Raw genomic sequence first — 17,521 nt, 5'->3', positions numbered from 1 at the left:
CTGACGACTGCACGCCTGGTCCGTGGCGGCGGCCCGCCGCCACGGTTCAGCCGCCCGGCGCCGGGCGGACCGTGATGCCGTGGCGCTCCAGCAGGGCGGCGGTGACGCCGTCGCCCTCGCGGAGTTCGCCCGTGAACGTACCGTCATAGACCGTGCCGCGCCCGCAGGAAGGGCTGCGCGCCATCAGCAGCGCCTCGGTGCACCCGGCCCTGCGCGCGGCCTCCAGCGCTCGCCGGGCGCCGTCCACGAACTTCTCCGTCACATCGTGCCCGGTGTCGTCGACGACGCGGGCGCGACCGTCCAGCACGTCGTGGCCGTCGCCGCCGACGATCTCGGCGGGACGGCGCGGGGTGGGCAGTCCCGCCGCGACCTCGGGACAGAAGGCGACGGGGTGGCGGTCCCCGATGGCCTCGGTCACTGCGGCGGAGGCCTTGCCGCGGCCGTCGAAGCGGCAGGGCACGCCGTGCAGACAGGCGCTGACCAGCACAGGTTCCATGTTCACGAGCCTCTTCACGACCCCTCGCATCAGAAACAAAGAAGGCCCCTGTCCTGGGACAGGGGCCTTGCTATGTGGCGGCGCCAGGGTTCGAACCTGGGTAGGCTGAGCCGGCAGATTTACAGTCTGCTCCCTTTGGCCACTCGGGCACACCGCCGGGGATTGCTGCCGTGAGAACCGCTTTTCGGCGATGCTCCGTGGCAACGACGTAAACGATACCCGATGCCCGGGGGTGCTACGCCACTGGATTGATCAGCGGCCCGATCGGGCGTGGGTGGCTAGGCTTTGATCGGCGGCGCGGGGCCGGCAGGCCCGCAACCGCCCGTATGCACCCCGTTTCCCAGCACCCCCGATACAAGGAGCCACACGTCATGGCCGACTCCAGTTTCGACATCGTCTCGAAGGTCGAGCGGCAGGAGGTCGACAACGCCCTCAACCAGGCCGCCAAGGAAATCTCGCAGCGTTACGACTTCAAGGGCACCGGCGCCTCGATCTCCTGGTCCGGCGAGAAGATCCTGATGGAGGCGAACGGCGAGGAGCGGGTCAAGGCGATCCTCGACATCTTCCAGTCCAAGCTGATCAAGCGCGGCATCTCGCTGAAGTCTCTGGACGCGGGCGAGCCGCAGCTGTCCGGCAAGGAGTACAAGATCTTCGCCACGATCGAGGAAGGCATCTCCCAGGAGAACGCCAAGAAGGTGGCGAAGATCATTCGCGATGAAGGCCCGAAGGGCGTCAAGGCGCAGGTCCAGGGAGATGAACTGCGGGTCAGCTCGAAGAGCCGGGACGATCTGCAGGCCGTGCAGGCGCTGCTGAAGGGCCAGGACTTCGACTTCGCCGTGCAGTTCGTGAACTACCGGTAGGCCTCCGGCAGGCCGTGCGTCTTCCGGGCGCGGGGTGGTACGGAGCGGGATGCGCCGCTCTGCCCCGCACCCGGGACGCGATGTCCGAATACCGCCGGTCGCGGCGGAGCGGGGGACGCAGACTTGTCCATGCCGGACGACGATCCTGTCGATTTCCGGCATGACGGGCAAGGAGAGGGACGAGTCATGACCATGCACGCAACGGTCGACAGCCCGCTGGGTGAGCTGCTGCTGGTCGGCGAGGAGGCCACCGGCACGGATGGCGAAGTCGCGCTCGCCTCGCTCTCGCTGCCCGGCCAGAAGGGCGCCGCAGTCGTCCAGGACGGGTGGATCCACGCGCCGGAAGCCTTCGCGGGTATCGCCGCACAGCTGCGGGAGTACTTCGAGGGGCGGCTGACCCACTTCGACATCGTGTACGCGGACGGCCTGGGCACCGCCTTCCAGCGCCGGGTCTGGGCGGCGCTGGACACTGTCCCGTACGGGGAGACCGTGTCGTACGGGCAGATCGCCGAACGGATCGGTACGCCCGGGGCGGGCGTGCGGGCCGTGGGTACGGCGATCGGGCGCAATCCCCTGCTGGTCGTGCGGCCGTGCCATCGGGTGATCGGCGCGGACGGCACCTTGCGGGGGTACGCGGGCGGCCTGGAGCGCAAGGAACAGCTTCTGGGGCTGGAAGGCGCCCTGGCGGTGCGCTGACATGTCCGGGCTCTTTCCGAGGTCGCGGGCCGTCGTCGCGCCGGGGGCCGTGCATGTGCCCGATTGGCTTCCGCCGGAGCGCCAACGGGAGTTGGTGGCGGCCTGCCGGGAATGGGTGCGCGGGCCCGTGCCGTTGCGGCACACGGTGGTGCCGGGTGGCGGGGTGATGTCCGTACAGACGGTCTGCCTGGGGTGGCACTGGCAGCCGTACCGGTATTCACGCACGGCCGACGATGTGAACGGTGCGCGGGTCGCCGATTTTCCCGTCTGGCTGGCGGAGTTGGGGCGGGAGGCGCTGGCAGAGGCGTACGGGGACGAGAGCACGGCCCGGATGTACGCGCCGGACGCCGCCCTCATCAACTTCTACGACGGCGCGGCGCGGATGGGCATGCACCAGGACAAGGAGGAGCGGTCCGGCGCTCCGGTGGTGTCACTCAGCATCGGCGACACCTGTGTCTTCCGCTTCGGGAACACGGAGAACCGCGGAAAGCCCTATACGGATGTGGAGCTGGCCTCCGGTGACCTGTTCGTCTTCGGCGGGCCTTCACGCTTCGCGTTCCACGGTGTACCGAAGGTCCGTCCGGGGACGGCCGGTCCTGCGACGGGGATCAGCCGTGGCCGGCTCAATCTGACCCTGCGCGAGACCGGGTTGGGCACGCCAGGCGCTGACGGACGTCAGCGGCGTTCGCGGGAGTTCCCGAAGAGCAGCCGGTAGACGATCAGCAGGACCAGCGAACCGCCGATGGCCGCGACCCAAGTGGCCGTGTCGTAGAAGTCGTTGGAGATCGGTCGGTCGAGGAAGCGCGACGATATCCAGCCGCCGAGGAAGGCACCGATGATCCCTATGAGGGTGGTGCCGACCAGGCCGCCCGGGTCTCGGCCCGGGAGCAGGACCTTGGCGATGGCGCCGGCAAGCAGTCCGAGAATGATCCAGCCAATGATGCTCATGCGTGCGAACCTACCCGTCACTCGGTCTTGGAATCCAAGACGTTCCTGCCGGTCGGGCGGTTGCGGTGCGCGGTCCGCGAACGGGGCACACCTGCCCGTCCATGGGTCATACGCGGGCGCTGAAATCCGGCCAGGGCGCCATGTCGGCCCCTTCGTCCTCGGACTCCTCGGAGTACCACGCGGTGCCGTCCAGCCAGCTGCGCAGCCACCGGGCGAGGCCGGGCTGGTCCACGTACCAGGCGTGCTCCGGCTCGTCGGCGTTCGGCTCGAAGAGCAGCACCGTGGTGTGTTCGCTGCGGCAGTCCACGCAGGAGTACATCCCACAGCCCGGGCTGCATATCGGCAGCACGCCCTCCGGCCACGGCCACTCGCCCTCCTCGGTCGCGCTCCGACGGTGGGCGAGATACTGCGCGTCGACGGACTCCTCCCCGTCCGGGGCCCGTTCGCGGATCGGCGCGGACATGTTCACGCTGTTTGCCGGGACATCACCTGAGCACACGGCCCATGGAACGGGACGGTGTGGCAGTTGGGCCATCCCGCGTCCCCCCTGGCAGCTCACAACACGGCCCACTGGGCAAAGCCGCGGAGTGTCGTAAAAAGCATCCTAAAGAGCGAATGAGCCGATTCGGTGAAAATGGCAAAGAGGGCGATCATGAACGCGGTCTTCTGCCGATAGCGGAGGGGAGGTGAATTACACCTGCACCTGTGACCCCCCGATGGAGGATCAAGATGCGCAGAAGTATCGCGGCCGCTTCACTCGCAGTCGGCCTGGCGACGGCTCTGGCCTACCCCCTACCGGCATCGGCCGATCAGAGCGGAACCACTCCGGTGACGCTCTCGGTCACCACCGGCACCATCGACATCACCGTGCCGACAGGGCCTGTGAGTCTGGGAACGGTCGCCGCCAGCAGTTCCCCCCAGACGGTCAGCGCACAGCTCGGGAACGTCACCGTGACGGACAATCGGGGCGGTACGACGGGCTGGGTCGTCACCGCGAACGGAACCGACTTCACGGGGCCCCAGAACATCTCGGTCTCCGCCCCCGGCTCCAGCAGCTACAACACTCCATCTGCCACAGTCACCGGCACCGCCACCGTCAACGCCAGCAACCTGAATCCCCTGTACCCGCCGGGCCCCGTGCAGACCGCTACCTCGGTATCCGGGATCAACACCGCCGTCTGGAACCCGACCATCTCCGTCACGGTCCCGGCGGACGCCCTGGCCGGCACCTACAGCTCGACGATCACCCATTCCGTGGCCTGATCACAGCACCGAAATCACCAGGGGGGGTCCCCGTCATGCGCAGTTTCATTTCCGTGTCGGCTCTGGTGGCCGCGGTATTCATCGCGACCACCGGCGCCGCTTCCCCTGCGGCCGACGCAGCGGCTCAGGAACGATCGCCGGACTCCGGCCGGGGGAGCGTAGGCGTGCGTCTCGTGGATATCCCGGCCGACCTGATCGACGATCCGCGAGCACGGCACTACATCGTCGACAATCTGACGCCGGGCACAATCGTGCACCGCCGCATCGAAGTGCTGAACACCACCGATTCCACCCTGCACGTCGATGTGTATCCGGCCGCCGCCACCATCACACACGGCTCCTTCGTGGGGGCAGCCGGAACCACGAGGAATGACCTCTCGACCTGGACGACGCTGAAACACAGGACGCTCGATGTTCCCGCCCACGACACCGCCCGCGACACCGTGACGATCGCAGTGCCCAAAGACGCGGCCCCGGGCGAGAGGTATGCCGTGGTCTGGGCGCAAGTCACCGGCGGTGAAGGGGGCGGCGTCGCGCTGGTGAGCCGTACCGGCATCAGGGTGTATCTGTCAGTCGGCGGTCACAACCCTCCGGCCCCGAACTTCACCGCGCGCACGATGACGGCCGAACGCGGCTCGGATGGGCGCGCGATCGTGCGTGCCCAGGTCTTCAACACCGGGGGCCGCGCTCTGGATCTGTCCGGCACCCTGAAGCTCTCTTCGGTGTCGGGGAGTCTGAGCGCGGGGCCTTACCAGGTACAGCTGGGCACAAGCCTGGCACCCCGTCAGTCCGAGCCGGTGAGGATTCCGGTAACCGACCAAGTAGCCGACGGCCCCTGGAAGGCCACCCTTGAACTGAAAAGCGGACTGATCGTCAAGAAGTTCCACGCGAAGATCAAGTTCCCGCACACCCACGGCATTTCCCCGGCAGCAGCCGTGGACGCCGAAGCGTCCGGCGGTGTCGAGCTCAAAACGCTGGTCCCGGGGATCCTCCTGCTGTGTACCGCCCTCCTGATCGCCGGCGTCCGCGTCCGCCGCCGACATGGTAGGAGAACGACTGACGTGTGACGCCCCTGCCCCGACGCCATCGCGAAGTCACGCCCTCAGCGCCAGGAAGCATGAGTGATCAGGGACAGGTCTCGACTGCCCGCATCGGGTTTCAATCAGACGTTGCCTGACCGTCGCATGCGCAACGGCCAGGTTCGACGCCTACAGAGCAGACGCGTCGCCCCACCTCCCGTCATCGCGAAGCCTGACTACGAGGAATGCCCATTCGGCTTCACCCCGGCTGACTCACTGACCTCGTGTGGTCCGTCTCCCGCGCATGCCGGATGCACGGCTGGTCTCGCCCGGCAGGATCTGCATCGTTGGATGCGTCGCAGCTCTCGTGACAGGACGTGCACTCCACCTCGTAGATCGGCGGTGAACCGGATGTGTCCACGCCCAACGCGCAGTCCCCAGAGTGGAGAACAGACGTTGGCATGGAGACGCCGGAAGAGACCTCCCCCTCCGTCGACTGACCATCAGTTGCACCGCCATTCGCCCCGGCTGAGGTCCTGGCCCCGGGCGGCCGGCCAGGCGTGGGGTTCGGGAATACGACAGCCCCCGGCATTGATGCCGGGGGCTGTTGGGTACCGCGATGAGCAGCGAGAGACCTTCGACGTCACCGTGCTCCGAACGCTTCGTCGGTCGTGACCACCTCTCGGCCCAGCGGCATGAGCGAGATGGGGATCATCTTCAGGTTTGCCCAGCCGAAGGGGATTCCGATGATCGACACGAACAGCGGGATGCTCGTGATCAGGTGCCCCAGTGCGAGCCACCACCCGGCGAAGACGAGCCAGATCACGTTGCCGACGCATGAGGGCGCCCCCGCGTCGGGCCGCTCCACGGTGGTCCGCCCGAACGGCCACAGCACGTAGCCCGCGATCCTCAAGGAGGCAATGCCAAATGGAATTGTCACAATCAACACGAAGCAGATGATTGCAGCGAGCAGGTACCCAAGGGCCATCCAGAACCCACAGAACACCACCCACAAGACGTTCAGGATCAACTGCAGAAGCTTCATGATCACTAGCCTCCCATGAGTTCCACTTGTCAGCGCTGCTCAGAGCCAGTATCGGTCCTGGCGACGGACAGACGGAACCGAATAGGGCTTGTGGCCCGATCCGGAGAGTCGAGGAGCGAATCCGTTCGGCATCACCTCGCTGAGGATCGATGATCGGCCAGGCCCCAGGCCGTCCATCACAGCCCCCAGGGGCGCCGACGGCAGTAGGTGCTACCACGCCAGGCAGCCGGGCGCACTCCGCCGGCGGCGGTCAGGCCTCGCCGAGGCCGGTGCAGTGTGCGATCGTCGCGTCGTCCGCCGCCACCGCGTGGCGGGCCTCCGCCTGTCGGACACGGCGGATGATTTCGGCGGGTCCGCTCGACGCCAGGACCGTCATGACCTCCGGCCAGTCGGCGAGCCGGAACCGGTCCACGATGCGGCTGGCTCCATTGCTGAGCAGGACGGCACCGGTCAGCTCGGAGATCGGACAGCTTCCGGTGATCGCCTCGTCCGCCGCCCGTGGGTCGTCCTTGGCCACCCAGAAGCCGCCCGGCTGGTTCCGGTTGGCGCGCAGGTCCCGGAGGACTCGGTGGTACTCATCGGTCCCCTCGGTGGCGGCCTCGAGCGCGGACCGGTACGGCCGGCTGATGACGACCTCCCGGGGATCGGAGACGACGAGCGGCCCGCCGTCTGCTCTGTCGAGCACGAGGGTCGAGTCACCGAGCACCACGTACTCGATGAGGCCGTCGTACAGGCGCAGGACGGCTACGGTTGCCGACGGACTGATGGGGTCGGCGACGTCGCAGGTGTCCCGGTGATCGTCCGTCACCTGCTTGATGGCCTCGGCGAGCAGCGCCGGAAGACTGCGGTCCCGTACGAGTGACAGGAGGCCGAGGAGGCTGCCTCCCAGACGGCCGGCGTACCAGGCCACGCCGTGCCGGCAGATCGATTCGGTACCGGAGATGCCGGCGCCGTCGATCAGCACCGCTGCCGTCGGCAGGGCGCCGGTGAAGTCCTCGTTCGCGCGGCCGGTCCGCGCCGCAGTGCTCGTCATTGTCACCCGCATGCCCTGCCGCCGCCCTCCCGCCGGTCAACGCGTCGACATTGACGACCGCTGGCGCGCTCGGGGCGCACACATCTGCTGCCGTGCAGACGCGTCGGGCCCCATGAGCATCTGTCAGACAGGTCCTGGGAGCTGTCGTCGTGCCCTGGCAGGGGATGCGGTTCGATGACGGTGTGGGGGACGACGATGAGTACGCGAGGACCAGCAACCGGCTGACGGGGTGCGGCTGCCTGGCCGGGCTGGCGATCGCTGTGCTCGCTGTGCTCGGTATCCCCCTGTGGATTTTCTTCGGTCTGCTCTTCTCCGACTTCCACTAGAAGTGTCCTGAAGATCTTGAAGTCGTGCCCGACTTGCCCTGGTTCATGGCGATTGACATTTACCGGCAATCCGGGATGAGCCGGGCGGCCGGAGCAAGATCTTCAGCGGTCTCCTAGGGGCGTCCGCACGGATCGTCCTCACTGATGACGACCTGCCATCCGCTCCAGGCGTGCGATGCGCTCCGCCATCGGCGGGTGTGTCGAGAACATCTTGGAGATGCCCTGGCCGGGGCGGAAAGGATTCGCGATCATCATGTGGCTCGCGGTCTCGATCCTCGGCTCGGGGGGCAGAGGGAGCTGTTTCGTACCGGCTTCGAGCTTCCGCAGGGCGCTGGCGAGGGCCAGTGGGTCGCCGGTCAGCTGGGCGCCCGAGGCATCCGCCTCGTATTCGCGGGAGCGGCTTACGGCCAGTTGGATGACGGAGGCGGCCAGCGGGCCGAGGATCATGATCAGCAGCATGCCGAGGATGCCGGGGCCCTCGTCGTCGTCGGACCGGCCCACCGGGATCAGCCAGGCGAAGTTGACCAGGAACATGACGACGGAGGCGAGCGCTCCGGCGACGGACGAGATCAGGATGTCGCGGTTGTAGACATGGCTCAGCTCGTGGCCGAGGACTCCGCGCAGCTCTCGCTCGTCCAGAATCTGCAGGATGCCCTCGGTGCAACAGACCGCCGCGTTGCGCGGATTGCGGCCGGTGGCGAAGGCGTTGGGCGCCTGTGTCGGGGAGATGTAGAGCCGGGGCATGGGCTGGCGGGCTGCTGTTGAGAGCTCGCGGACCATGCGGTAGAGCTGTGGCGCCTCGAATTCGCTGACGGGGCGGGCGCGCATGGCCCTGAGCGCCAGCTTGTCGCTGTTCCAGTACGCGTAGGCGTTGGTGCCGACGGCTACGAGGAGCGCGACGATCAGGCCTGTACGTCCGAAGAAGCTTCCGATGACGATGATGAGTGCGGACAGGCCCCCGAGGAGTACGGCGGTTCTCAGCCCGTTGTGCCGGCGGTGCACGGTACGCCCTCCAAGTGGTGCGGCAGGGGAACCCTTTGCTTGGTGGTCTCCACTCCCTCAGTGGAGCCTCCCGTACTGGTCAACGCCAGGCGAGGAGAGCTAGTTCCCTTGTGCGCGCGGCCGCGGGGACAGGGCCTGTCCGGCATTGGCGGCCGGATCAGGCCCTGGGCCGTACGGGTGGAGGGATCTGCGTGTGCCGGTCGGCGCCGGGCGGCTCAGCGCTGGGCGGGGAGGCCGGCGAGTGCGAGGGCCTCGGGGTCCGGCTTGATCTCGCTGGTGCAGTGGGCGCAGCGGGAGGCGATGGCCGGGATCTCGGTGTAGCAGCGGGGGCAGTCGCGCACGGCGGCCTTGATGTCGACCTTCTCGTCCGCCTTGGAGAAGCGGTTCTGGACCTTCGTCATGGGGACGACGACGCAGAAGTAGAGCACCGCCGCGGTGATCAGGAAGGCGATGGCGGCGGCGAGGAACTTCCCGTACGGGAAGATGGCGCCCTCGATCGAGAACTCCGCCGCGCTGAAGTCTCCGACGGAACCGGTTGCGAGGCCGATCAGCGGGGTGATGAAGGCGGTGCTGAATCCGGTGACGACTGCGGTGAACGCGGCTCCGACGGCCAGCCCGATGGCCATGGAGATGACGTTTCCGCGCAGGATGAAGTCCTTGAACCCGTTCAGCACTGCTCTTGCTCCTCTGGGACATGCGTACGTTCGTGGGGATGTGCGGGCATGACCTTGCCCTGTACGGGCCGTCCCGGGCAAACCGATCTTGCGTACATCAGAAGAGATTGACGGCGGCGAACCTGAGGACCGTCTGCGGGGCACCGGAGAGTACGACGCCGACGACTGCGGTGAGGGCGATCGCGGCGGTGAGGGAGGCCGGGACGCGGTGCCTGGTGGGGGCGGGTGCGGCCTCGTCCGCCGCGGTCTCTTCCGGAGCGCGGAAGAGCGCCGCGGTCCACTGCAGGTAGTAGTAGAGCGCGATCACGACATTGACGGCCATGACGACGGCGAGCCAGCCGAGTCCCGCGTCGACGGCCGCGGAGAAGACCGTGACCTTGGCGAAGAGGCCGACGATGCCGGGCGGCAGGCCGGCCAGGCAGAGCAGGAAGAAGGCCATCGCGAGGGCGGTCAGGGGGCGGGTGGCGTACAGGCCGCGGTAGTCGGAGATCCGGTTTCCGGGGTTCGTACGCGCGACGAGGGCCGCGACCGCGAATGCGCCGAGGTTCACGACGGCGTACATGAGGGCGTACGCGACGGTGGAGCCGATGTGCTCGTCGCTGGAGTACGCGGCGGCGGCGATCGGCACCAGGAGGTAGCCGGCCTGGGCGACGGACGACCAGGCGAGCAGGCGCACGGCGCTGCGGGCGCGGGTGGCGTTCTGGCGCAGGGCGGCGACGTTGCCGGTCGTCATGGTGAGCGCGGCGAGGACGGCGAGGGCCGGTCCCCAGACGTCGGCGTACGCCGGGAACGCGATCACGGTGACGAGGATGAGCCCGGAGAAGCCGACCGCCTTGCCGACGACCGAGAGGTAGGCGGCGACCGGCAGGGGTGCGCCGACGTAGGTGTCGGGAACCCAGAAGTGGAAGGGCGCCGCGGCCGTCTTGAAGGCGAAGCCGACCAGGGTGAGGACCACACCCGCCTGGGCGAGGGTGTCGAGCTGACCGGGTACGTCGTCGAGCCGGGCGGCGATCTCCGTGAGGTGCAGGGTGCCGGTGGTGGCGTACACGAAGCTGACGCCGAGCAGCATGACGGCGGTCGCGACGACGGAGGAGAGGAAGAACTTCAGCGCGGCTTCGGAGGAGCGCCTGTCGCCGCGCTTGATGCCGACGAGGGCGAAGGCGGGCAGCGAGGCGAGTTCGAGGGCGACGACGAGGGTGGCGAGGTCGCGGGCGGCGGGCAGGAGCGCGGCGCCGGACGCGGAGGACAGCAGGAGGAACCAGAACTCGCCCGCGGGGAACCTACGGATGTCGCCGAGGGAGAGCAGGGCGGTCAGCAGGGCGCCGCCGAGTACGAGTGCCTGGATGACGAGGGCGAAGTGGTCGGCGGTGTAGCTGCAGGCCCCGGGGGCACCGGTGCCGGTGGTTGCCGCGGTGAGGCAGAAGGTGGAGTGGTCTCCGTCGCGCAGTGGGACGAGAAGGGCGAGTGCGGCGACGAGTCCGGCCATGGTGACCCAGCCGAGGAGCTGCTTGCGCTCTGCGGGGAGGAAGAGGTCGGCGACCAGGACGATCAGAGCGACGGCCGCGACGACGACCGGGGGCGCGATCGCGAGCCAGTCGACGGACTGGACGAGGCTGGTGGTGCTGTCGGCCGCTGTGGTGACGACGCCCGGGGTGACGACGGCTGTGGTCACGACTTGCCTCCTGCGAGGAGCTTCTGCACGGCCGGGTCGGTGAGGCCGAGGAGGACGGCGGGCCACAGTCCGGCGAGAACGGTGAGGGCGACGAGCGGGGTCCAGGCGGCCAATTCGTACGTCTGGATGTCGGCGAGCTGCTGCGGCTCTGCCCGCTTCTCACCCATGCAGACCCGGCGTACGACGATCAGCATGTACGCGGCGGTGAGCAGGGTGCCGAACGCGGCGATCGACATGAAAGTGAGGAAGGCGGGGCGGCTGAGGCCGTCGGCGGGGTCGAAGGAGCCGAACAGGGCGAGCATCTCGCCCCAGAACCCGGCGAGCCCGGGCAGGCCCAGGGAGGCGACGGCGGCGAAGGCGAGGAGGCCGCCGAGGCGGGGGGCGCGGCCGTAGAGCGCGGCCCCGGTGGCGCCGGAGAGGGTGTCGAGGTCGGCGGTGCCGTACCGCTCCTTGACCGCGCCGACCAGGAAGAAGAGCAGGCCGGTGATGAGACCGTGGGCGATGTTGGCGAAGAGCGCGCCGTTGACTCCGGTGGGGGTCATGCTCGCGATGCCGAGGAGTACGAAGCCCATGTGCCCGACGGAGGAGTACGCGATCAGGCGCTTGAGGTCGCCCTTGGAGCCTGGGCGGGCCAGCGCCAGGCAGGCGAGCGATCCGTAGACGATGCCGACGACCGCGAAGGCAGCGAGGTAGGGCGCGAAGGTGTGCATGCCGTCGGGGGTGATGGGGAGCAGGATGCGGACGAATCCGTACGTACCCATCTTCAGCAGGACGCCCGCGAGCAGGACCGAGCCGACGGTCGGGGCGGCGGTGTGGGCGTCCGGGAGCCAGCTGTGCAGGGGCCACATCGGGGTCTTCACGGCGAGCCCGATGCCGATCGCCAGAACGGCGATGACCTGCACGGACGAGGTGAGCCCACGGCCGTTGTCAGTGGCGAGTGCCACCATGTCGAAGGTGCCGCTCTTCAGTCCGATGAGGAGCAGGCCCAGCAGCATGATCACCGAGCCGAGCAGCGTGTAGAGGATGAACTTCCAGGCGGCAGCCTGCTTCTGCGCACCGCCCCAGCGGGCGATGAGGAAGTACATCGGGATGAGCACCATCTCGAACGCCAGGAAGAACAGCAGCAGATCGAGGACGGCGAAGGTCGCGAGGGTGCCGGACTCCAGGACGAGGATGAGTGCGACGAAGGCCTTCGGGGAGGGGCCTTCAGCCCGCGGCGTCAGCCGCTGATGTTGCATCTTGAAGTAGCTGTAGAGCGCGCAGAGGAAGGTCAGCAGCGCGGTCAGTACGAGAAGGGGGAGCGAGATGCCGTCGATGCCGAGGTGGATGCGGACGTCGAGCGCCGGGATCCAGCTGATGTCGGTGGTGGCCTGCATCTTCGACGGGTGGTCGTGGTCGAAGCCGGCGGCCAGCACGATCGCGGCGATGAGGATCGCACCGGTGACGGTCACGCCGTGGCGGAGCACGGCCTGGTCGGGGCTGGTTCCCTTCAGTCCGGGCGGGGCCGGCAGAAGGGCGGCCACGGCGCCGATGAGCGGGGCGACGACGATGAACGCGAGAAGGAAGTGCATCACGGATTCGCTGATATCGATCATGGCTCACGACCCGGCGTTGACGTTGGCAAAGACGACGGCGGCGATCGCCAGGACCAGGGAACCGGCGAGCAGTGCGCTGAGGTAGGTCTGCACATTGCCGGTCTGGGCGCGGCGGACGGCGGTGCCGAGCCAGCGTGCGCCGGTGCCGGAGCCCCGTACGTAGGTGTCGACGACCTCGCGGTCCAGGAAACGGACGAGGCTCGCCGCGGCCTGGACGGGGCGGACGAACAGGGTCGTGTACAGGGCGTCCAGGTGGAAGCCGGCGGCGGCGTGGCGGTGGAGCCGGCCGAGCAGCAGGCGGCCGGGGTCGGCCGGGTCGGGGGCGTCGCCGTAGGCGCCGTAGGCGGCGGTGTGCGCCGAGAGGGCCTGGGCCTCGACGAGGGCGGGTTCGGCGTCGGGGTGGGCGACGACGGTGCCGACGGGGGTGCGGGCGGCGAGCGCCGAGGTGTGGCGCCAGGCGCCGTAGGTGACGAGGCCGCCGACGAGGCCGACGCCCGTGGAGAGGACAGCGGTGGTCACGGACGGGGTGAGGCTGTGGCCGTCGAACCAGTCGGTGATCGCGCCGACGGTCAGTCCGAAGGCGATGGTGGGGACGGCGAGCACCCAGAGGACGGCGGTCATCGCGACGGGCTGCCTGCCGTGGTCGGGGGCCTCGGCGCCGCGGCCCCGGAAGGCGAGGAGCCAGAGGCGGGTGGCGTACGCGGCGGTGAGGACGGCGGCGAGCAGTCCGGCGACGAGGACGGTCCAGCCGGCGGCGGCCGGGGCGACGTGCCGTTCCCCGAATGCGGTGTGCTCGGCGGCGACGAGGACGGCTTCCTTGGAGAAGAAGCCGGCGAACGGCGGGATGGCGGCGAGCGCGAGGAGGGCGACGGTCATCGTCCAGTAGGCGTCCGGGATGCGCTTGACCAGGCCGCCCATACGGGACATGGCGGCCAGCGAGTTGGTCCCGGCGGCGTGGATGACGACGCCCGCCGCGAGGAAGAGGACGGCCTTGAACGCACCGTGGGAGAGGAGGTGGAAGACGGCGGCACCGCGGTCGCCGACGGCCAGCGCGCCGGACATGTAACCGAGCTGGCCGATCGTCGAGTAGGCGAGGACGCGTTTGATGTCGTCCTGGGCGAGGGCGGCGAGTCCCGAGCCGATCATCGTGATCGCCGCCATGACGGCGAGGACGACGAGGGCCGCGCCGGACTGGGCGAAGACGGGAAGGAGCCGGGCCACGAAGTAGATACCGGCGGCGACCATCGTCGCGGCGTGGATCAGCGCGGAGACGGGGGTGGGGCCGGCCATCGCGTCGGGCAGCCAGGTGTGCAGGGGGAACTGCGCGGACTTGCCCGCGACACCCGCGAGGAGCAGCAGGGCTACGACGGTGGGGTGGTCCAGGCCGCCGTTCGCGACGGCGCCCAGGATGCCGGTGATGCGGAACGTGCCGGTATCTGCGGCGAGCGCGAACAGACCGATCAGGAAGGGGACGTCGCCGAGCTTGGTTACCAGGAAGGCCTTGAGGGAGGCGGCGCGCGCTTCGGGCGTCTCCCAGTAGTGGCCGACGAGGAAGTACGAGCAGATGCCCATGATCTCCCAGCCGACCAGGAGCACCATCAGGTCGCCGGAGTAGACGACGAGCAGCATCGCGGCGGTGAAGAGGGAGACGAGAGCCGCGTACGAGGGGTAGCGGGGGTCGTCGCGCAGGTAGGCGGTCGAGTAGATCTGCACACAGGTCGCGACGAGCCCGACCAGGACGGCGACGAGGACCGCGAAACCGTCGAGGTGCAGGGCGAGGTCGATCGGGACCGAGCCGGTGGGGGTGAGCCTGGTCGCAGCGTCGATGGCCCGGCCGCCGCCCTGGTCCGAGGCGACGACGACGGCGAGCACGAACGCGGCGAGGGTGGGCAGTACGGCGAGGGGGCGTACGTATCCGGGGGCGATGCGTCCGAGCAGGAGACCGGCCGCGGCGCCCAGGAACGGAAGGAGGGGGACGAGGACGGCGAGGGTCGTGGTGGTCACGCGGTGGCCTCTGCCTTCTTTGCCTTCCCTGCCGGAGCAGTGGCCTGGTCTTCAGTGCCGTGGGTCTCGTCGGCCGCGTCGTCGGGGAGGGTTTCGGCGGCGTCGGTCTCGGCAGTGTCGCGGAGGCGGTCGACGTCCGAGCTGCCGCGGTTGCGGTGGACGGCGAGGACGATCGCCAGGCCGATCCCGATCTCCGCCGCCGAGATGGCGATGGTGAAGAGGGTGAGGGCCTGGCCGGAGTGCAGGGTGTCGCGGAGCCAGACGTCGAAGGCGACCAGGTTGAGGTTGACGGCGTTGAGCATCAGCTCGACGGACATCAGGACCAGGATCGCGTTGCGTCGGGCGAGCACTCCGTACAGCCCGGTGCAGAAGAGGAGGGCGGCGAGCACGGCGGGATAGGCGAGGTGCATCAGCTCTGCTCCTTACTGCGCTTGCGGGACAGGACGATCGCGCCGACGAGGGCGGCGAGCAGCAGGACGGAGAGTGCTTCGAACGGCAGCACCCAGTGCCGGAAGAGGAAGGCGCCGGTCACCTCGGTGGAGCCCTGGGCCGGTCCGTCCAGGTCGATCCAGGTGGCACGGAAGGCGTCGACGACGACCCAGACGAGCGTGCCGGCGGCGGCGACCGCCACACCGAGGGCCGCCCAGCGGTTACCCGAGTCGGCGTCCGGGGAGCGGCCGATGGGGGCCTTGGTGAGCATCAGCCCGAAGAGAAGGAGAACGACCACGGAACCGACGTAGATCAGTACCTGCACCCAGGCGATGAACTCCGCGGTGAGCAGGAGGTACTCGACGGCGAGACCGCCGAGCGCCACGACCAGCCAGAGCGCGGCATGCACCAGTTGCTTGGTCGTGACCGTGACGAGGGCTGCGCCGAGAGTGGCAATGCCGACGAGGACGAAAGCGATCTCGATGCCGGTCGGGGAGAGGAAGCCGGAGTGGGCGGAGTGGGCCGCGGCGGCTGCGAGTGTCACTCCTCCCCCTCTTCTTCCCTCTGAACCTGCTGGGTCTCTTCGGCCTGCTGGGCCTGCTGGGCTTCCTGCGCCTCCTTGGCGCGCTGGGCTTCGAGTTTCTCCGCCGTCTTGCGGGCGGCGGCAATCTCCTTCGGCTCCTCGGCGCCAGGGTCGAGTGCGGGCGGTTCCGGCACCGTCCACATCCATTCGCGGAGCTTGTCGCGCTCATGAGTGAGTTCGAGGATGTCCGTCTCCGCGTACTCGAACTCCGGCGACCAGAACAGTGCGTCGAAGGGACACACCTCGATACAGATACCGCAGTACATACAGAGTGAGAAGTCGATCGCGAAGCGGTCGAGGACGTTGCGGCTGCGCTCGCGCCCGCCCGGGGTGGCGGCGGGCACCGTCTCCTTGTGGGAGTCGATGTAGATGCACCAGTCCGGGCACTCACGGGCGCAGAGCATGCAGACCGTGCAGTTCTCCTCGAACAGGGCGATGACACCGCGGGAGCGGGGCGGAAGCTCGGGCTGGACGTCCGGGTACTGCGCGGTGACCGTCTTCTTCGTCATCGTCCGCAGGGTGACGGCCAGGCCCTTGGCCAGGCCTGAGCCGGGGATGCGGGGCCGCGATGACGGCGGGAGCGATGCAGCCATCAGTTGATCGCCACCTTCACGATGCCGGTGAGCGCGATCTGCGCGAGAGCGAGCGGGATGAGGGTGGTCCAGGCGAGCTTCTGCAGCTGGTCCTCCCGGAGCCGGGGGTAGCTCACGCGCAGCCAGATGACGACGAAGGCGAGGACCGCGGCCTTGAGGAGCGTCCAGACCCAGCCGAGTCCGTCGGCGCCGAACGGGCCGTGCCAGCCGCCGAGGAAGAGGACGGTGGTCAGTCCGCACAGGACGACGATGCCGGCGTACTCGGCGAGCAGGAACAGCGCGAAACGGAGGCCGGTGTACTCGGTGTACGCGCCGAAGATGATCTCCGAGTCGGCGACCGGCATGTCGAACGGCGGGCGCTGCAGTTCGGCGAGTCCGGCCACGAAGAAGACCAGGGCGCCGACGATCTGCCAGGGCAGCCACCACCACTCGAAGGCGTTGAGGATGCCCGGGAGGGAGACGGTGCCTGCCGCCATCGCGACGGAGGCGGCGGCGAGCAGCATCGGCAGTTCGTACGCGAGCAGCTGGGCGGCGGTGCGCAGGCCCCCGAGGAGGGAGAACTTATTGGCCGAGGCCCAGCCCGCCATCAGCGAGCCGAGCACTCCGACGCCCATCACGGCGAGCACGAAGAAGATGCCCGCGTCGACGAGCTGTCCGACCGCGCCCTCGCTGGGGCCGATCGGGATGGCGACGAGCACGAGGAGGTACGGGAGCAGCGCGACGGCCGGCGCGAGCTGGAAGATACGGCGGTCGGCCTCGGCCGGGACGATGTCTTCCTTCTGCGCGAACTTCACGCCGTCCGCGACGAGCTGGGCCCAGCCGTGGAAGCCGCCCGCGTACATGGGTCCGAGGCGGCCCTGCATATGGGCCATCACCTTGTGCTCGGTCTGCCCCACGACGAGGGGGAGGACCATGAACACGGCGAAGACGATGACGAGCCGGAGGGCGACGTCCAGTGCGTCGTTCACGCGGTATCGCCTCCGGCGGGGCGGTCGGGGGCCGGCTCGGGTGCGGGGTCCTGGGCCGGGGGCTCGGGCTGGTCGTGGGTGTCCGTGGGGGCTGTGGTGTCGGGGGTGGGCGTGGCCTCGGAGACGGGGGTGTCGCCGCGCAGGGCCTCTCCCCTGCCCGCCTCTTCCCGAACCGGGGGCTCCGCCTTCGGGCCTCCGGTCGTGTCGGGGGTGGGCATGGCCTCGGAGACGGGGGTGTCGCCGCGCAGGGCCTCTCCCCTGCCCGCCTCTTCCCGAACCGGGGGCTCCGCCTTCGGGCCTCCGGTCGTGTCGAAG

The 17,521-nt window shown here is 69.0% G+C and carries 20 protein-coding genes, 1 tRNA gene and 1 pseudogene; 6 read left to right on the top strand and 16 right to left on the bottom strand.

Going from position 1 to position 17,521, the window contains the following annotated elements:
* Window positions 1-46: 46 nt before the first annotated feature.
* Both ACIPEK_RS18185 and ACIPEK_RS18180 read right to left on the bottom strand, forming a co-directional pair.
* On the bottom strand, window positions 47-496 hold the full coding sequence (locus ACIPEK_RS18185; protein WP_401996976.1) for a DUF523 domain-containing protein: 450 nt from the start codon (window positions 494-496) through the stop codon (window positions 47-49).
* A 75-nt stretch (window positions 497-571) separates the two neighbouring features.
* Window positions 572-653, bottom strand: a tRNA-Tyr gene (locus ACIPEK_RS18180).
* 214 nt (window positions 654-867) lie between these two features.
* On the opposite strand from ACIPEK_RS18180, the gene ACIPEK_RS18175 reads away from it, so the two are divergent.
* The 3 genes from ACIPEK_RS18175 to ACIPEK_RS18165 all read left to right on the top strand — a co-directional run bounded on the left by ACIPEK_RS18175 (window position 868) and on the right by ACIPEK_RS18165 (window position 2,767).
* Entirely contained in the window at window positions 868-1,356 is a 489-nt protein-coding gene (locus ACIPEK_RS18175) for a YajQ family cyclic di-GMP-binding protein (protein ID WP_030926258.1), read from the top strand.
* Between the two features lie 186 nt (window positions 1,357-1,542).
* Window positions 1,543-2,052, top strand: a complete 510-nt coding sequence (locus tag ACIPEK_RS18170; RefSeq protein WP_401996973.1) for a methylated-DNA--[protein]-cysteine S-methyltransferase — start codon at window positions 1,543-1,545, stop codon at window positions 2,050-2,052.
* A 1-nt stretch (window position 2,053) separates the two neighbouring features.
* Window positions 2,054-2,767: an alpha-ketoglutarate-dependent dioxygenase AlkB family protein gene (locus tag ACIPEK_RS18165; protein WP_401996970.1), complete on the top strand. Its 714-nt coding sequence runs from the start codon at window positions 2,054-2,056 to the stop codon at window positions 2,765-2,767.
* Here the strand turns inward: ACIPEK_RS18165 and ACIPEK_RS18160 are convergent.
* The gene (locus ACIPEK_RS18160; RefSeq protein ID WP_093897216.1) at window positions 2,728-3,000 is read right to left on the bottom strand and encodes a GlsB/YeaQ/YmgE family stress response membrane protein; all 273 of its coding nucleotides are present in this window, start codon (window positions 2,998-3,000) and stop codon (window positions 2,728-2,730) included. The genes ACIPEK_RS18165 and ACIPEK_RS18160 overlap by 40 nt on opposite strands.
* Window positions 3,001-3,106: 106 nt before the next feature.
* Complete coding sequence (locus tag ACIPEK_RS18155; protein ID WP_401996967.1) at window positions 3,107-3,463, bottom strand: hypothetical protein; 357 nt, start codon at window positions 3,461-3,463, stop codon at window positions 3,107-3,109.
* 266 nt (window positions 3,464-3,729) lie between these two features.
* Here ACIPEK_RS18155 and ACIPEK_RS18150 point away from each other — a divergent pair, with 266 nt between their 5' ends.
* Window positions 3,730-4,263, top strand: a complete 534-nt coding sequence (locus ACIPEK_RS18150) for a hypothetical protein (protein ID WP_401996964.1) — start codon at window positions 3,730-3,732, stop codon at window positions 4,261-4,263.
* 164 nt (window positions 4,264-4,427) lie between these two features.
* Window positions 4,428-5,330 carry a hypothetical protein gene (locus tag ACIPEK_RS18145; RefSeq protein WP_401996961.1) on the top strand — a complete coding sequence of 301 codons (903 nt, stop codon included), beginning with the start codon at window positions 4,428-4,430 and terminating at the stop codon, window positions 5,328-5,330.
* 595 nt (window positions 5,331-5,925) lie between these two features.
* Here the strand turns inward: ACIPEK_RS18145 and ACIPEK_RS18140 are convergent.
* On the bottom strand, window positions 5,926-6,327 hold the full coding sequence (locus ACIPEK_RS18140; protein ID WP_383074384.1) for a YccF domain-containing protein: 402 nt from the start codon (window positions 6,325-6,327) through the stop codon (window positions 5,926-5,928).
* 250 nt (window positions 6,328-6,577) lie between these two features.
* Entirely contained in the window at window positions 6,578-7,360 is a 783-nt protein-coding gene (locus ACIPEK_RS18135; protein WP_401996958.1) for an integrase, read from the bottom strand.
* Between the two features lie 182 nt (window positions 7,361-7,542).
* On the opposite strand from ACIPEK_RS18135, the gene ACIPEK_RS18130 reads away from it, so the two are divergent.
* A complete protein-coding gene (locus ACIPEK_RS18130) occupies window positions 7,543-7,686 on the top strand; it encodes a hypothetical protein (RefSeq protein WP_401996955.1) in 144 nt (47 codons plus the stop codon).
* A 138-nt stretch (window positions 7,687-7,824) separates the two neighbouring features.
* On the opposite strand, the gene htpX is transcribed toward ACIPEK_RS18130, so the two are convergent.
* The 10 genes and pseudogenes from htpX to ACIPEK_RS18080 all read right to left on the bottom strand — a co-directional run.
* On the bottom strand, window positions 7,825-8,688 hold the full coding sequence (gene htpX, locus ACIPEK_RS18125; RefSeq protein WP_401996952.1) for a zinc metalloprotease HtpX: 864 nt from the start codon (window positions 8,686-8,688) through the stop codon (window positions 7,825-7,827).
* Between the two features lie 215 nt (window positions 8,689-8,903).
* Entirely contained in the window at window positions 8,904-9,362 is a 459-nt protein-coding gene (gene mscL, locus ACIPEK_RS18120) for a large conductance mechanosensitive channel protein MscL (protein WP_327273543.1), read from the bottom strand.
* A 97-nt stretch (window positions 9,363-9,459) separates the two neighbouring features.
* The gene (locus ACIPEK_RS18115; protein WP_401996949.1) at window positions 9,460-11,034 is read right to left on the bottom strand and encodes an NADH-quinone oxidoreductase subunit N; all 1,575 of its coding nucleotides are present in this window, start codon (window positions 11,032-11,034) and stop codon (window positions 9,460-9,462) included.
* Window positions 11,031-12,605: a NuoM family protein gene (locus tag ACIPEK_RS18110; RefSeq protein WP_401997331.1), complete on the bottom strand. Its 1,575-nt coding sequence runs from the start codon at window positions 12,603-12,605 to the stop codon at window positions 11,031-11,033. Before ACIPEK_RS18110 ends, ACIPEK_RS18115 begins: the two co-directional genes overlap by 4 nt.
* 27 nt (window positions 12,606-12,632) lie before the next feature.
* Window positions 12,633-14,633, bottom strand: coding sequence for an NADH-quinone oxidoreductase subunit L (locus ACIPEK_RS18105; RefSeq protein WP_401996946.1), 2,001 nt, complete (start codon window positions 14,631-14,633; stop codon window positions 12,633-12,635).
* Window positions 14,630-15,043 carry an NADH-quinone oxidoreductase subunit NuoK gene (gene nuoK, locus ACIPEK_RS18100; protein WP_401996943.1) on the bottom strand — a complete coding sequence of 138 codons (414 nt, stop codon included), beginning with the start codon at window positions 15,041-15,043 and terminating at the stop codon, window positions 14,630-14,632. Before nuoK ends, ACIPEK_RS18105 begins: the two co-directional genes overlap by 4 nt.
* Complete coding sequence (locus ACIPEK_RS18095) at window positions 15,043-15,606, bottom strand: NADH-quinone oxidoreductase subunit J (RefSeq protein ID WP_383074373.1); 564 nt, start codon at window positions 15,604-15,606, stop codon at window positions 15,043-15,045. Before ACIPEK_RS18095 ends, nuoK begins: the two co-directional genes overlap by 1 nt.
* The gene (locus tag ACIPEK_RS18090) at window positions 15,603-16,238 is read right to left on the bottom strand and encodes a NuoI/complex I 23 kDa subunit family protein (protein ID WP_401996940.1); all 636 of its coding nucleotides are present in this window, start codon (window positions 16,236-16,238) and stop codon (window positions 15,603-15,605) included. The genes ACIPEK_RS18095 and ACIPEK_RS18090 overlap by 4 nt, the downstream gene beginning before the upstream one ends.
* Complete coding sequence (locus ACIPEK_RS18085; RefSeq protein WP_383074371.1) at window positions 16,238-17,206, bottom strand: NADH-quinone oxidoreductase subunit H; 969 nt, start codon at window positions 17,204-17,206, stop codon at window positions 16,238-16,240. Before ACIPEK_RS18085 ends, ACIPEK_RS18090 begins: the two co-directional genes overlap by 1 nt.
* Window positions 17,203-17,521: pseudogene (locus ACIPEK_RS18080) on the bottom strand (hypothetical protein); the annotation flags it as partial. The gene ACIPEK_RS18085 and the pseudogene ACIPEK_RS18080, both read right to left, overlap by 4 nt.

Origin of the sequence: Streptomyces sp. NPDC088246 (genome assembly GCF_044741025.1) — a bacterium.
Classification (GTDB): Bacteria; Actinomycetota; Actinomycetes; order Streptomycetales; family Streptomycetaceae; genus Streptomyces.
This window is presented reverse-complemented; position numbering and strand designations above follow the sequence as displayed.

What these genes read in the sequence shown, in the direction of transcription:
- ACIPEK_RS18185 (WP_401996976.1), bottom strand. Translation starts at nt 496, where the DNA reads ATGGAACCTGTGCTGGTCAGCGCCTGTCTGCACGGCGTGCCCTGCCGC.
- ACIPEK_RS18175 (WP_030926258.1), top strand. Translation starts at nt 868, where the DNA reads ATGGCCGACTCCAGTTTCGACATCGTCTCGAAGGTCGAGCGGCAGGAG.
- ACIPEK_RS18170 (WP_401996973.1), top strand. Translation starts at nt 1,543, where the DNA reads ATGACCATGCACGCAACGGTCGACAGCCCGCTGGGTGAGCTGCTGCTG.
- ACIPEK_RS18165 (WP_401996970.1), top strand. Translation starts at nt 2,054, where the DNA reads ATGTCCGGGCTCTTTCCGAGGTCGCGGGCCGTCGTCGCGCCGGGGGCC.
- ACIPEK_RS18160 (WP_093897216.1), bottom strand. Translation starts at nt 3,000, where the DNA reads ATGAGCATCATTGGCTGGATCATTCTCGGACTGCTTGCCGGCGCCATC.
- ACIPEK_RS18155 (WP_401996967.1), bottom strand. Translation starts at nt 3,463, where the DNA reads ATGTCCGCGCCGATCCGCGAACGGGCCCCGGACGGGGAGGAGTCCGTC.
- ACIPEK_RS18150 (WP_401996964.1), top strand. Translation starts at nt 3,730, where the DNA reads ATGCGCAGAAGTATCGCGGCCGCTTCACTCGCAGTCGGCCTGGCGACG.
- ACIPEK_RS18140 (WP_383074384.1), bottom strand. Translation starts at nt 6,327, where the DNA reads ATGAAGCTTCTGCAGTTGATCCTGAACGTCTTGTGGGTGGTGTTCTGT.
- ACIPEK_RS18135 (WP_401996958.1), bottom strand. Translation starts at nt 7,360, where the DNA reads ATGACGAGCACTGCGGCGCGGACCGGCCGCGCGAACGAGGACTTCACC.
- ACIPEK_RS18110 (WP_401997331.1), bottom strand. Translation starts at nt 12,605, where the DNA reads ATGCACTTCCTTCTCGCGTTCATCGTCGTCGCCCCGCTCATCGGCGCC.
- nuoK (WP_401996943.1), bottom strand. Translation starts at nt 15,043, where the DNA reads ATGCACCTCGCCTATCCCGCCGTGCTCGCCGCCCTCCTCTTCTGCACC.
- ACIPEK_RS18090 (WP_401996940.1), bottom strand. Translation starts at nt 16,238, where the DNA reads ATGGCTGCATCGCTCCCGCCGTCATCGCGGCCCCGCATCCCCGGCTCA.